The sequence below is a fragment of the Cellulomonas sp. JZ18 genome (assembly GCF_009720485.1).
Lineage (GTDB): Bacteria > Actinomycetota > Actinomycetes > Actinomycetales > Cellulomonadaceae > Cellulomonas.
Genome location: NZ_CP045245.1, coordinates 1743010 through 1756388, shown reverse-complemented (window position 1 = coordinate 1756388; position 13379 = coordinate 1743010). Strand labels below are relative to the sequence as shown.

Sequence of the window (13379 nt, the reverse complement as noted above, 5' to 3'; positions counted from 1 at the left end):
CCCACCGCCCGACCCGTCGCGTCAGCGGACCTCGACGCCCGCGCCCCGCAACGCGTCCTTGACCTCGCCGACCGTCAGGGTGCCGAAGTGGAAGACGCTGGCCGCGAGGACCGCGTCGACGCCCGTGCGGGCGACCTCGACGAAGTGCTCCACCGTGCCCGCACCGCCCGACGCGATGAGCGGCACCGGCACGACGGCGCGCACGTCCCGGATCATCTCGAGGTCGAACCCGGCGGTGGTCCCGTCCGCGTCCATCGAGTTGAGCAGGACCTCGCCGACGCCGAGCTCGACCGCGCGCCGCGCCCACGCGACCGCGTCGATGCCGGTGCCGCGCCGGCCGCCGTGCGTGGTGACCTCGTAGCCCGAGTCCGTCGCCGTCCCGTCCGTCACGCGACGCGCGTCGACCGACAGCACCAGCACCTGCGAGCCGAACCGTCCTGCGATCTCGGTGATCAGCTCGGGCCGTGCGATGGCGGCGGTGTTCACGCCGACCTTGTCCGCGCCGGCGCGCAGCAGCCGGTCGACGTCGTCCGCCGAGCGGACGCCACCCCCGACCGTGAGCGGGACGAACACCTCCTCCGCCGTCCGGCGCACCACGTCGTACGTCGTCGAGCGGTCCGACGAGGACGCCGACACGTCGAGGAACGTGATCTCGTCCGCGCCCTCCGCGTCGTAGCGCCGTGCGAGCTCGACGGGGTCGCCCGCGTCGCGCAGGTTCGCGAAGTTCACGCCCTTGACGACGCGTCCCGCGTCGACGTCGAGGCACGGGATCACCCGCAGGGCCAGGCTCATCGGGTCACCTCCGCCGGCGCACCCGTCGCCAGGATGTCGATCACGAACACGACCGTCTGCCCCGCCAGCTCCTCGGCGTCGGTCACGCCGAGCGGGTAGGTGGGCGGGACCACGAGCATCACCTGGCTGCCCGCGGGCTGGTCCACGAGCCCCTCCGCCCAGGCCTGCACGTCGGACAGCAGGAACGAGACCGGCAGCACCCGCTCCCACGACGCGTCGAACAGGTCGCCCGTGTCCCACGCGAAGCCGCTGTAGTGCACGGTGATGACGTCGCCCGAGGCGACCTGGGGGCCGGTCCCGCGCACGAGCGGCTGCACGACGAGGTCCGCGGGCGGCGGGGTGCCGGTCGGCGTGATGCTCGGCGAGCCGTCCTCCGCGAGCGTGACCGCGGGCAGCGCCGGGTTCGGCGTCACGGGCTCGCCCACGGCGCGCGTGGGCAGGACGTCGAGGACGGTGACGGTCGGGTAGTCGGCACCCTGCCCCGCCGGGGCGACCTGCAGCAGGCGCGCGCCGACGCGCTGGCCGCGCAGCGTCTCGTACAGGTCCGTGCCGAGGTCCTCCTCGGTGAGGGGCCGCGGCGTCGGGCTCGTCGAGTAGCTCTCCTTGACCAGGCTCGCGTCCGTCGCGTTCTCGAGCCAGAAGTCGATGAGGACCGGCGCACCCTCGACGAGCTCGGCACCCGTGCCCGGCCAGACGGTCTCGCGGTACGTCTCGTCGACCGTCAGGGGCGTCAGGTAGGTGACCGTGGGGGCGGCACCGGGCTGGCCCGTCACCGTCACCTCGGGGTCGGTGGTCGTCGGCGTGCTGCCGCAGGCCGCGAGCAGCAGCGTCAGGACGGCCAGGAGCGCCACCCGGCGGTGTGCCGGCACTCGCGCCACGTCGTGTCCTCTCGGTCCGGTCCTCTCCCCCGGCGCGCAGGCGTCGGGGCGCACACGCCGGGGCGGGTGCGCGGGTCACTGTACGTGCCGGTGGACGTGCGACGAGCGCGCCGGTCACCGGTGCCCGGTCACATCGACTCGATGAGCCGGTCGACGCGCTCGTCGACGCTGCGGAACGGGTCCTTGCAGAGCACTGTCCGCTGCGCCTGGTCGTTGAGCTTGAGGTGGACCCAGTCGACCGTGTAGTCGCGCCGCGCGTCCTGCGCGGCCCGCACGAAGTCGCCGCGCAGCTTGGCACGTGTCGTCTGCGGCGGGACCGCGGTGGCCTCGAAGACGTCGAGGTCCGTGGTCACGCGCTCGACGAGGCCGCGCGCGGCGAGGAGGTTGTACAGCCCCTCGGTGCGGGAGATGTCGTGGTACGCCAGGTCGAGCCGCTGCACGCGCACGTCGCCGAGCGGCAGGTCGTGCTTGGCGCGGTACCGCTCGATCATCGACCACTTGATCGCCCAGTCGAGCTCCCGGTCGACCAGGGACAGGTCACCCGTGCGCAGCGCACGCAGCCCGCGCTCCCACAGGTCGAGGACCTGCTTGGTCTCCGGCGACGGCCCGACCTCCGCGTCGACCAGGTCCGACACGCGGGCCAGGTACTCCTCCTGCAGGTCGATCGCCGTCACGGTGCGACCCGAGGCGAGCGTCACCGGCTGCTGCCCGCTCATGTCGTGGCTGATCTCGCGGATCGCGCGGATCGGGTTCTCGAGCGTCATGTCGCGCAGCGGGACGCCGGACTCGACGAGACGCAGCACGAGGTCGGTGGACGCCACCTTGAGCAGCGTCGTCGTCTCGGCCATGGAGGAGTCGCCGACGATCACGTGCAGCCGGCGGTAGTGCTCGGCGTCGGCGTGCGGCTCGTCGCGGGTGTTGATGATGGGCCGCGACCGCGTGGTCGCGCTCGAGACCGCCTCCCAGATGTGGTCCGCGCGCTGCGACAGGCAGTAGACGGCACCGCGCGGCGTCACGAGCACCTTGCCCGCACCGGTCAGGACCTGGCGCGTGATGAGGAACGGCACGAGCACGTCGGACAGCCGTGAGAAGTCCCCCTGCCGGCGCACGAGGTAGTTCTCGTGGCAGCCGTAGGAGTTGCCGGCCGAGTCCGTGTTGTTCTTGAACAGGTGGATGCGCCCCGGCAGCCCCTCGTGCTCGAGCCGCTGCTGCGCGTCCTCGACCAGCCCCTCGAGGATCCGCTCGCCGGCCCGGTCGTGCGTGACCAGCTGGCGCCAGTCGTCGCACTCCGCGGTCGCGTACTCCGGGTGCGAGCCGACGTCGAGGTAGAGGCGCGAGCCGTTGCGCAGGAACACGTTGGACGAGCGTCCCCACGCGACGACCTTGCGGAAGAGGTAGCGCGCGACCTCGTCCGCCGACAGCCCGCGGCCGTCCTGCGCCGCGCACGTCACGCCGTACTCGGTCTCCAGCCCGAAGATCCGCCTGTCCATGCGTGCCTCCCGTTCCTCGCCGTGCGGCGCCGCGGGCGCGGACGCCGCACGGGCCCGCTCAGACCGCCGTCGCCCCGAGCACGTCCTCGAGCAGGGCCCCCGTGAGCCGCCGGAACGCCCGCCGCGGGCGCGTGCGGTCGAGGACCGCGACCTCCAGCTGCGCCGCCCCGAGCGTCCGCTGCTCGCCGTCGTCCCCGGCCGACCCGAGCACGCGCACCGCGAGCCCGAGCACCTCGGCCAGCGTCATCCCCGGGCGCCACTCGCCGCCCAGCACGCCCGCGAGCCGGTCCGCCTGGCCGCCCATGACCACCCAGCCGTGCTCGTCCGTGACCGAGCCGTCGTAGGAGAGGCGGTAGATCTGGTCACCGGCCGGCTCGCGGCCGACCTCCACCACGACGAGCTCGACCTCGAGAGGCTTGGACTCGGTGGTGAACACCGTGCCGAGCGTCTGGGCGTACGCGTTGGCGAGCCCGCGGGCCGTGACGTCGACGCGGTCGTACGAGTACCCGCGCAGGTCGGCGTAGCGCACGCCGGCGACGCGCAGGTTCTCGAACTCGTTGTACTTGCCGACCGCCGCGAACGCGATGCGGTCGTAGATCTCCGAGATCTTGTGCAGCGCGCGCGACGGGTTCTCGGTCGCGAAGGCGATCCCGTCGTCGTACTGCAGGACCACCACCGAGCGGCCGCGGGCGATGCCCTTGCGCGCGTAGTCCGCCCGGTCCTTCATCAGCTGCTCGGGCGAGACGTAGAACGGCATGCTCATCGGTCGCCCTCCCCGGCACCGACGCCGCCGACGCGGCGCTCCGTCTCGATGGCCTCCGCGACCGCCTCGAGCTCGGCGTCGGGGACCCGCAGGTACCCCGACTGCGTGACCGTGGCGACGACCGGCCAGATCCGGCGCACGCGGTCCGGACCCCCGGTGGCCGAGTCGTCGTCCGCCGCGTCGACGAGCGCCTCCACCGCGACCCGGACCGCTCCGGCCGCGTCCAGGCCGGGACGCCACCGCTTCTTCAGCGAGCCGCGCGCGAAGACCGAGCCCGAGCCGACCGCGTGGTGATCCTGCTCCTCGTAGCGCCCACCCGTGACGTCGTAGGAGAAGAGCCGCCCCACGCCGCGGTCCAGGTCGTAGCCGCCGAACAGCGGGACGACCGCGAGGCCCTGCAGCGCGAGCCCCAGGTTGCTGCGGATCATCGTGGCCAGGCGGTTCGCCTTGCCGTCGAGCGAGAGCAGGCTGCCCTCGATCTTCTCGTAGTGCTCGAGCTCGAGCTGGAACAGCCGGACGAGCTCGATCGCCAGACCCGCCGTGCCCGCGATGCCGACGGCGGAGAACTCGTCGGCGGGGAACACCTTCTCGATGTGCCGGCTCGCGATGGCCGAGCCCATCGTGGCCCGCCGGTCGCCGGCCATGACCATGCCGCCGTCGAACGTCAGCGCGACGATCGTCGTCCCGTGCGGCGCGTTCACCTCACCCGCCGGCAGCGACCGCCGGCCCGGCAGCAGCTCCGGCGCGTAGCCGGCGAGGAACTCGACGAAGGACGACGTACCGGGGGTGGTGAAGGCGTCCGGCAGCCGGCCGGACGTGGACGAGGCGGACGACGTCATCGGCGCTCACTGACCGCCCTTCTGCACGAAGCCGCGCACGAACTGCTCGGCGTTCGACTCCAGCACGTCGTCGATCTCCTCGAGGAGCGCGTCGACCTCGGCGTCGCGGTCCTGAGCGGCGGGAGCCGGAGCGGGCGTACCCGGCTCGTCGACCGGCTCGTCGTCCTCGCGGCGCCTGACGTGTTCCTGACCAGCCATGGTGACCTCCGTCCTCCGGGCCGACGCGTCCCGCGCGCCCGCCTGACCCACCCTAGGCCCATCCTCCGTCACCGGGCAGCGAGCGCCCGCGGACCCGTGGCCGCCCGGCCTGTGGACGGGCGTCCACGGCGCACCGGCGCGGGGTGGGACGATCCGCGCCATGGCACCACCGGCACCGGCCTCCCTCTACGACCGCACGCTGCAGGCGCTGCTCGACACGACGCGCTGCCCCGCGTGCACCGCCGCGCTCACGGGAGCGCGGTGCGGGGCCTGCGGGCTCGACGTGACCGCGCCCGGTGCCGGCGCGCTGTGGCAGGACAGCCTCGCGGCCGCGGAGGCCCTGCGCCGGCGTGCGGCCCGCATCGACGGGATGCGGGCGGCGGGAGCGCACGGGGTGCAGGCGTCCCGCGCACGGGTCGACGCGGTCGACGCGGCGGCGGTCGGCGCCGTCCCCGTCGGGCCGGCTCCCGCACCCCACGCCCCCGTGGCCGCGCCGGCCGCCACCGTCCCGCTCCCGGCCGGGCCGGCCGGCGGACCGACGACCGCCCACGCCCCGGTCCCCCGGCGCTCCCCCGGCCGTCCGCCGGGCCCCTCGTGCCACCGGTCGTCGCGGCGACGCACGCCGCCGGGCACGCCGCGCCCGGCGCTCCCGGCCGCGGTGCGGCCGTCCCCGGGCCGCCCCGCCCGCCGCAGCACCGGCCCCGGCGCCCGGACCCGGCCGCACGCCCTGGCGGGTGCAGACCGTGCTCCAGGTCGTCGGCGCCTCGCTGCTCGTCGCGGCCTGCGTCACCTTCCTCGTCTTCGCCTGGGACGTGCTCACCCTCGGTGCCCGCGCAGCCGCCGTCGGCACGGTGACGCTGGTCGTCTTCGGTCTCGCCGCGCTGCTGCGCGCGCGGGGGCTGCCCCAGGGCGCCGAGGCGGTCGGCGCCCTGGCCGCGGCCCTCCTGCTGCTCGACGCGTGGGCGTTGCGCGCGACCGGCGTGGTCGTCGTCGGCGAGGGCGCCGGCCAGGCGACCACGTCGCTCCTCGTCTGCGCCGCCCTGCTGGCCGGCTGGGGGCTCGCCGCCCGGGTGCGCGCGGGGACCGTCGCGGCCGCCGTGCTGCTGCCGCTCGTCCCGCTCGTGTGGCTCCCGCACGCCGGTCAACCGGAGCCGGCCGCGCTGCTGCTCGTCGCCTCCGCGGCACTCACGCTCGCGCGCGCCGGGACGGCGCGCCGGCTGCGGGCCGAGCGCGCGGTGCTGGGCGTCGCGGCCTGGGTGACCGTCGCGGCCGCGGTGGTCGTGGCGGCCGGCGCCGCCGTCGTCCGGTCCGTCCTCGGCGTCCCCGCGTGGCAGGCCGTCGGCGCGCTCGTCGCGGCGTGCGTCGTGCTGACCCTCCAGGCCGTCGTGGCGACGCGCCAGGCGCAGGTCCCGCCGGCCGGGGCCGAGCCCGCCGGCGCCGACCCCGCACGCGTCGACCCCACCGGCGCCGGTCCCGTCGGAGCTGTCCCCGTGCAGGCCGCCCCCGCGCACCCCGCGCCGCGCACGGCCGGCGCGACGACGGCCTGGTGGTCCGCCTCGGGTGCGACCGCCGCCCTCACCGTCGCCGCCGCGGGCGCGGCGACCTCGCGCGCGACCGGAGCGGACGGGGCCACGACGTGGCACACCGCTGCGCTGGCCGTGCTCGTCACCGCTCTCGTCGCCGTGCTCGCGCTGCCCGCGGTGGTCCGGCCCGGCGTCCGCCGGCCGCTGCTCGACGGCGTGCGGGTCGTGGCGGCGACGACCGCCGGCGGCACGGCGGCGTGGGTGGCACTCGTGCTCCTCCTCCGGCTCGCCGCTCCGACCGCGACCGGTCCGGCGCCCCTCGCCGCAGTGGTCACGGCCGCCCTCGCCCTCGCGGCGGCCGCCCTGCTCACCCCTCGGCTCGCCCGCCCCGCCGTCCCCGGTCGGGGGCACGCCGTGCCGGTCGTGCGCGGCACGGCCGCGGTGCTCGCGGCGGTGGCGACCCCGGTCCTCGTCGTCGCCGACCACGTCGCGGCCGGCGTCGTGCAGCGCGGTGCGGTGGCGGTCGCGGGTCTCGCCGTCGTCGCCGCCGCGTGGGTGGTCGTGCGGTCCTCCACCGCGAGGTGGCGCGGCACCGCGAGCACGGGCACCGCGGCCGCGGCAGTGACCGCCGTGCTCGCCGGCGCCACGTCCGCACCTACGTCCGCGGCCGCGCTCCTCCTCGCCGCCGCCGTCGCGCTCCACGCCCGCACCTGGAGCCGACGGGCGTCGGCCGGCGCGGTGTCCACCGTCACGGCGGCGGTCCTCGTCGCGACCGCCGGGACCGCGGCCGGTGTCGCGCTGCAGCTGGCTCCCGCGGTCGGGGCGTCGGCGACGGTCGCGCTCACCACCCTCGCCCTGCTCGCCCGTGCGGCGCGCGCCTCCGTCGCGGCGCCCGAGCGCCGGTCGGCGGTCGTCGTCGCCGCCGTGCTGGTCCTGCTCGCGTGGGCGGGCGCGGCACCCGTGCGCGGCGGAGCGGACACGCCGGCCCTCGTCGCCGCGCTCGTCGCGGCCGCCGCCGCCCTGCTGCTGGTCGTGGCGCTGCTCCGCGACGTCAGCGGGGCGGGACCCACCTCCGTGGTGGCCGGTGCCGCGGCGGCGGCACCGGTCGCGGCCCTCACGGTCGCGACCGTGCACGGAGCGCTCGGCGGGGCGGCGCCCGGCGGCGCGGTGCTCGCGGTCGTCGCGCTCGGCGCCGCCTCCGTGCTCACCGCCCACCTGGCCGCGGCACGCGCTGGCGGTCCCGCCCGGGTCGCGGCAGAAGCAGCGGGCTGGCTCGTGCTCGCCTGCGGCACGCTCGCCGCCACGGCCGTGGGCGCCGGTGCCACGGTGGCGGCGCTCGCGGCGGGTGCCGCCGCGGCGGCCGGCTGGGCCGTGCAGCGCGACCGGCGGCCGGCCTGGTGGCTGGCGTGGGGACTGGGCACCGCGGCGTGGTGCGCGGCGCTGACGAGCAGCGGTCCGGTCCCCGCCGAGCCGTACGTCGTGCCGCCGGGGCTCGCGCTCGTCGCCGTCGGCGCCGCCCGGCTGCGCCGGTCGGCCCCGGGCGCGGCCCCGCTCGTGGCCGGCGGCACGGCGCTGGTCGGCCTGCCGACGGCGCTGCTGCCCGCCGTGCTCGTGCTCGGCGACCGCTGGGTCGACCGGGCGACGGTGACGGCGGCGCTCGCGGCGACCGTGCTGGTGGCGGGCGCGGTGCTCGCCGGGCGCGCGGACGCTCCCGACGACGAGCGCGGTCGCACCGCCGCTGTCCTCGCCGGGGCCGCCGCCCTGCTGGCGGTGCTCGGACCCGCACGGCGTGCCGTGCTGGTCGCGGCGGGCGCCGCGCCGGCTCCCGACCGACTCGCGGACCTCGTCGAGCCGTGGGCGCTCGCAGCGGGGGCGCTCCTCGCCGGTGCGACAGTCGTGGCGCACCGGACGTGGCCACGGGCGCGCGCCGTCAGCACCGTGGTCGGACCGTGGCTCGTGCTGGCCGTCGTGGCGCTGCCGGTCCTGCTCGCCGTCCGCGTCGGGACGAGCGGCGACGGCGCCGTCGCCGGCGCGCGGCTGGTCGTGCTCGGCCTCCTCGCGGTCGCGGCGGTCTGCGCGGGTGCCGGGACCGGACGCCGCGTCGGGAGCGGCGCGTGGCCGCACGCCCAGGCGCGGTCGCGTGCCCCGCGCCTCGCCGACCTCGGCCTCGCCCTGGCCGCGGCCGTCGCGCTCGTCGCACCGGCCGTGCTGCCCGCCCCGCTGGCGGACGCACCCGCCGTCGGGGTCGCCCTCCTCGCGGGCGCGGCGTCGGCGCAGGCGGTGCGGCGCCGGGGGGCCGCAGCCGTGGCGTGGCCGGTGCTGGCGGTGGTCGCGCTCGTGCCGACGCTCGCGGTCCGGAGCGGGGTGCTGCGCCCGGCGGCGTGGCTGCTCGTCGCCGCCCTCCTGCTCGTCCTCGCGGCCGCGGCCCGCGCGTCCGCCGGCCCCTGCCGGACCGGCCGGCGCCGTCGCTGCCGGCCGGCGCGCCCGCAGCACGCGCGAGCGCCTCCCCCGACACCGTCGCCCGCGTGCTCGCCGGATCGGCCGCCGCGCTCGTGGTGCTCGGGCCGTGGGCGGCGTCGGTGGGGGCAGCCGTGGGCCGCGCGCCGCACGTCCTCGTGGTGGACCTGCCGGCCGTCGCCGCGGGTGCGGCGGTCGCGGCGGCACGGGCCGTGGCCGCGCCGGGCACGGCACGGGGCGCGGGGCTCGAGGACGCGCCGGCGACCGCCCGGTTCCCCGCCCCTGTCGCGCTGGCGCTCGTCGTCGCCGCCGTCCCGGTGCTGCTCGCCGTGGACGGCACGGCGCCCGGGGCGGCGCGTGCGCTGGCCGTCCTGGCCGCCGCCGGGGTGCTGGCGTGGACGGGCGCCCGGCGTGGCGACGAGACGATCGGCACGGCGGTGGCGGTGGTCGCCGCGGTGACCACCGCGCTGCGGGACGGTCCGGAGCCGGCCGAGGTGCCGCTGGTCGCCGTGGCTCTGCTCACCGTGGCGCTCGGCACCCGACGCCTCGCCCGGGTGCCCGGCGCCGGCTCGTGGTCCTCCCTCGGCGTGCCGCTCGCGGTCACGCTCGGGGTGCCCGTCGTCGCGCTGCTCGCCCTGCCGACGCCGGCGCGGGCCGTCACGGCCCTGCTCCTCGCCCTCGCGGCCACGGTCGCCGGCGCGGTGCGACGCCTGCAGGCGCCGCTGCTCCTCGGGGCGGCGGCCGCGCTCACCAGCGCGGCCGTGCTGCTCACGCCCGTTGCGGCCGGCGCGCTCACCCGGGTCGACGGCTGGGTGCTGCTCGGCGTCGGCGGTGCGGCCGTCCTCGGCCTCGGGCTCACCTACGAGCGACGGGTGCGCCAGGCGCGCGAGGCCGTGCGGGTGGTGGCCGCGATGCGCTGACGGCCGGGGCCGGACGGCGTCAGGCGCCGAGCGCGGCGAGCAGGCTGGCGGCGTCCGGGCTGCGCTCCAGGAGCTCGCCGACGTGCGCACGCGTGCCGCGCAGCGGGTCACGCATCGGCACCCGCTGCAGGGTGTCGGCGCCCGCGACGTCGAAGACCACGGAGTCCCAGCTCGCCGCCGAGATCTCCCCGGCGTACCGCGCGACGGCCTCGCCGCGGAAGAACGCACGGGTGTCGTCCGGCGGACGCACGACGGCCTCGGCGACCTCCTCGCGGGTCACCAGCAGCTCGACCGCGCCCGCCGCCGCGAGCCGCTGGTACAGGCCGCGCTCCGGGCGCACGTCCGACCACTGCAGGTCGACGGCCGCCAGGCGGGGGTGGTCCCAGTCGAGGTGGTCACGGCGGCGCATGCCCTCGAGCAGGCGGAGCTTGGCCAGCCACTCCACCTCGCGTGCGCACGAGGCGGGGTCCGTGCCCAGGCGCTCGAGCAGCGAGGACCACCGGCGCAGGACGTCCGCCGTCTGCTCGTCGTCGGTGCCCCCGGTCGCGTCGAGGGCGGCCCGCACGGCCGCGAGGTACTCCGCCTGCACGTCGAGCGCCGTCAGGCGCCGGCCGTCCGCGAGCTCGAGCCGCTCGCGGAGGGTCAGGTCGTGGCTCACGGCGTGCACCGCCGCCACCGGGTCGCGCAGCGCCAGGTGGTCGACCGCACGCACCACGTCGGGCGGCAGGACGCCCGCCTCCGCCTGCTCGACGAGCCACAGGACCAGCGACATCGTGCCCAGCCGCACGTACGTCGCCGGCTCGAGCATGGTCGCGTCGCCGATGATCACGTGCAGCCGGCGCCACCGCGTGGGGTCGGCGTGCGGCTCGTCGCGCGTGTTGACGATGGGCCGGCGCAGCGTCGTCTCCAGACCGACCTCGGCCTCCATGTAGTCCGCGCGCTGCGACAGCTGGAACCCCGGCACCTCCCCGCGCTGGCCGATGCCGACCCGCCCGGCACCGGTGAACACCTGGCGCGTGACGAGGAACGGCGTGATGCGTGCGGCGAGGTCCGCGAACGGCACGGCACGGTCGACGAGGTAGTTCTCGTGCGTGCCGTACGTCGCGCCCTTCCCGTCGACGTTGTTCTTGTACAGGGCGACGTCGGGCAGCGCCGCGCTCGACGCGAGCGCACGCACCGAGTGCAGCATGACGAGCTCGCCCGCCCGGTCCCAGCGCACGGCGTCGAGCGGGTTCGTCACCTCCGGCGTCGAGTACTCCGGGTGCGCGTGGTCGACGTACAGCCGCGCGCCGTTGGTGAGGATGACGTTCGCGGCACCCGGGTCCTCGTACTCCTCGACCGTGGAGCGCGGCATCTCCTGCAGGCCGTCGCCCGAGGGGGCGGGCGACTCGGGGACGTCCGTGAGCATCGAGGGGTGCGCGGCGGCCCGCTGCAGGTGGAACCCGCGCGCGTCGTGCAGCGGGTCCTCGTCGTCGTAGTCCCAGCGCGCCCGCGCGCGTCCCGCCTCGCGCGCCGCGGCGTGCACCGCGACGACGTGGCTCGACAGCAGCATCGGGTTCGCCATCGGCCGTCCCGGCTGCAGGACGCCGTACTCGGTCTCGATGCCCATCACGCGGCGCACGGTCACGCGTCCACCCTAGGCGGCGCACCCGCCGCGACGTCCGGTCCGCCCACGACCGGGCACGGGCGGACCCCGGACCTCGGCGCACGCGGCACGGCGCACCGCCCCCGCAGGGAGCGGTGCGCCGTCGCCGGTCCGGTCAGAGGTACTGACCGGTGCTCGTCACGTTCTCGATCGTGCGGGACGTGTCGACGCCCTTCTTGCCCTGGACGATCGTGCGGATGAACACGATGCGCTCCCCCTTCTTGCCGGAGATGCGCGCCCAGTCGTCGGGGTTCGTCGTGTTCGGCAGGTCCTCGTTCTCCTTGAACTCGTCGACGCACGCCGAGAGCAGGTGGTCGACGCGGATGCCGCGCTGCCCGGTGGACAGCAGGTCCTTGATCGCGGTCTTCTTCGCGCGGTCGACGACGTTCTGGATCATCGCCCCGGAGTTGAAGTCCTTGAAGTAGAGGACCTCCTTGTCCCCGCTGGCGTACGTGACCTCGAGGAAGCGGTTCTCGTCGCTCTCCGAGTACATGCGCTCGACGACGCGCGCGATCATCGCCTCGACGGCGGCCGCCGCCGAGCCGCCGTGCTCCGCGAGGTCGTCCGGGTGGATCGGCAGCTCGGGCGTCAGGTACTTCGCGAAGATCTCGCGCGCCCCCTCGGCGTCGGGCCGCTCGATCTTGATCTTCACGTCGAGCCGCCCCGGCCGCAGGATCGCCGGGTCGATCATGTCCTCGCGGTTGGACGCACCGATGACGATGACGTTGTCGAGCCGCTCGACGCCGTCGATCTCCGAGAGCAGCTGCGGCACGATCGTCGTCTCCACGTCGCTCGACACCCCGGTGCCGCGCGTGCGGAACAGCGACTCCATCTCGTCGAAGAACACCACCACGGGGTGACCCTGCGACGCCTTCTCCCGCGCCCGGGCGAAGATGAGCCGGATGTGCCGCTCGGTCTCGCCCACGTACTTGTTGAGCAGCTCCGGGCCCTTCACGTTGAGGAAGAAGCTGCGGGCGTCCGCGGCGTCCTCCCCACGGGCCGCCGCCGCCGTGGCGGCGAGCGAGTGCGCGACCGCCTTGGCGATGAGCGTCTTGCCGCACCCCGGCGGGCCGTAGAGCAGCACGCCCTTCGGCGGCTTCAGCCCGTGCTCGCGGAACAGGTCGGGGTGCAGGAACGGCAGCTCCACGGCGTCGCGGATCGCCTCGATCTGCGGACCCAGGCCGCCGATGTCGCCGTAGTCGATGTCGGGGACCTCCTCGAGCACGAGGTCCTCGACCTCGGCGCGCGGGATGACCTCGAAGACGAAGCCGCTGCGCGCGTCGATCGTCAGCGCGTCGCCCACGCGGGCGCGCGCGTCACGCACCTGGCCCGCGAAGCGCACGACGCGCTCCTCGTCACCGCGCCCCACGACGAGCGCGCGGTCCTCGCCGATCATCTCCTTGACCGTGACGAGCTCGCCGACCTGCTCGTAGCCGCCGGCCTCGACGACCGTCAGCGCCTCGTTGAGCATGACCTCCTGCCCGGGGCGCAGACGCTGGACGTCGAGCGTCGGGCTCGCGCCGACGTGCATCTTGCGGCCGGCGGAGATGACGTCGACGGTCCCGTCCGCTCGCGCGGCGAGGAACGTCGCGTAGGTGCCGGGGGGCTTGGCCAGGTCGTCCACCTGGCGCTTGAGCTCGAGGATCTGCTCGCGTGCCGCGACGAGGGCCTCGCTGAGGCGCTCGTTCTTCGCGGCGAGCACCGCCAGCTCGCGATGCAGGTCGTGTGCAGGGGCAGCCGGTTCGGTCATGGTGTCGGCCCTCCGTTCCGCGTCGCGCTGCGTCCTTCCGGTCCACCGTGCACGCCGCTGTGCCTGCTGGTCCGACGACCCTAACCGCCGATGTCAACCAGCGCGCCGCCCGCGGCGGGGTGAG

Annotated in this window: 10 protein-coding genes; 2 read left to right on the top strand and 8 right to left on the bottom strand. The window is 76.4% G+C overall.

Annotated elements, in window-relative coordinates; all coding sequences use genetic code 11:
* Positions 1-21: 21 nt before the first annotated feature.
* The 6 genes from hisF to GC089_RS07980 all read right to left on the bottom strand — a co-directional run bounded on the left by hisF (position 22) and on the right by GC089_RS07980 (position 4960).
* On the bottom strand, positions 22-792 hold the full coding sequence (hisF, locus tag GC089_RS08005; RefSeq protein WP_155377250.1) for an imidazole glycerol phosphate synthase subunit HisF: 771 nt from the start codon (positions 790-792) through the stop codon (positions 22-24).
* On the bottom strand, positions 789-1670 hold the full coding sequence (locus tag GC089_RS08000) for an FKBP-type peptidyl-prolyl cis-trans isomerase (protein ID WP_155377249.1): 882 nt from the start codon (positions 1668-1670) through the stop codon (positions 789-791). The genes hisF and GC089_RS08000 overlap by 4 nt, the downstream gene beginning before the upstream one ends.
* Before the next feature lie 128 nt (positions 1671-1798).
* Positions 1799-3160 (bottom strand): Pup--protein ligase, encoded by a 1362-nt coding sequence (pafA, locus tag GC089_RS07995; RefSeq protein WP_155377248.1) that lies wholly within the window; start codon positions 3158-3160, stop codon positions 1799-1801.
* 58 nt (positions 3161-3218) lie between these two features.
* Positions 3219-3923: a proteasome subunit alpha gene (gene prcA, locus GC089_RS07990; protein ID WP_155377247.1), complete on the bottom strand. Its 705-nt coding sequence runs from the start codon at positions 3921-3923 to the stop codon at positions 3219-3221.
* A complete protein-coding gene (gene prcB / locus GC089_RS07985; protein ID WP_155377246.1) occupies positions 3920-4762 on the bottom strand; it encodes a proteasome subunit beta in 843 nt (280 codons plus the stop codon). Before prcB ends, prcA begins: the two co-directional genes overlap by 4 nt.
* A 6-nt stretch (positions 4763-4768) precedes the next feature.
* Positions 4769-4960, bottom strand: a complete 192-nt coding sequence (locus GC089_RS07980) for a ubiquitin-like protein Pup (RefSeq protein ID WP_155377245.1) — start codon at positions 4958-4960, stop codon at positions 4769-4771.
* A gap of 734 nt (positions 4961-5694) precedes the next feature.
* On the opposite strand from GC089_RS07980, the gene GC089_RS07975 reads away from it, so the two are divergent.
* Both GC089_RS07975 and GC089_RS18420 read left to right on the top strand, forming a co-directional pair.
* Positions 5695-9399 (top strand): hypothetical protein, encoded by a 3705-nt coding sequence (locus GC089_RS07975; protein WP_155377244.1) that lies wholly within the window; start codon positions 5695-5697, stop codon positions 9397-9399.
* Positions 9396-9860, top strand: a complete 465-nt coding sequence (locus tag GC089_RS18420; protein ID WP_196250867.1) for an SCO7613 C-terminal domain-containing membrane protein — start codon at positions 9396-9398, stop codon at positions 9858-9860. The genes GC089_RS07975 and GC089_RS18420 overlap by 4 nt, the downstream gene beginning before the upstream one ends.
* Before the next feature lie 19 nt (positions 9861-9879).
* Here the strand turns inward: GC089_RS18420 and dop are convergent, their stop codons facing one another.
* Both dop and arc read right to left on the bottom strand, forming a co-directional pair.
* Positions 9880-11487: a depupylase/deamidase Dop gene (dop, locus tag GC089_RS07970; protein ID WP_155377243.1), complete on the bottom strand. Its 1608-nt coding sequence runs from the start codon at positions 11485-11487 to the stop codon at positions 9880-9882.
* A gap of 133 nt (positions 11488-11620) precedes the next feature.
* Positions 11621-13255, bottom strand: a complete 1635-nt coding sequence (gene arc, locus GC089_RS07965) for a proteasome ATPase (RefSeq protein WP_155377242.1) — start codon at positions 13253-13255, stop codon at positions 11621-11623.
* Between the last annotated feature and the right edge of the window lie 124 nt (positions 13256-13379).

Coding starts and splice junctions, on each gene's coding strand:
- hisF (WP_155377250.1), bottom strand. CDS start 792: ATGAGCCTGGCCCTGCGGGTGATCCCGTGCCTCGACGTCGACGCGGGA.
- pafA (WP_155377248.1), bottom strand. CDS start 3,160: ATGGACAGGCGGATCTTCGGGCTGGAGACCGAGTACGGCGTGACGTGC.
- prcA (WP_155377247.1), bottom strand. CDS start 3,923: ATGAGCATGCCGTTCTACGTCTCGCCCGAGCAGCTGATGAAGGACCGG.
- prcB (WP_155377246.1), bottom strand. CDS start 4,762: ATGACGTCGTCCGCCTCGTCCACGTCCGGCCGGCTGCCGGACGCCTTC.
- GC089_RS07980 (WP_155377245.1), bottom strand. CDS start 4,960: ATGGCTGGTCAGGAACACGTCAGGCGCCGCGAGGACGACGAGCCGGTC.
- arc (WP_155377242.1), bottom strand. CDS start 13,255: ATGACCGAACCGGCTGCCCCTGCACACGACCTGCATCGCGAGCTGGCG.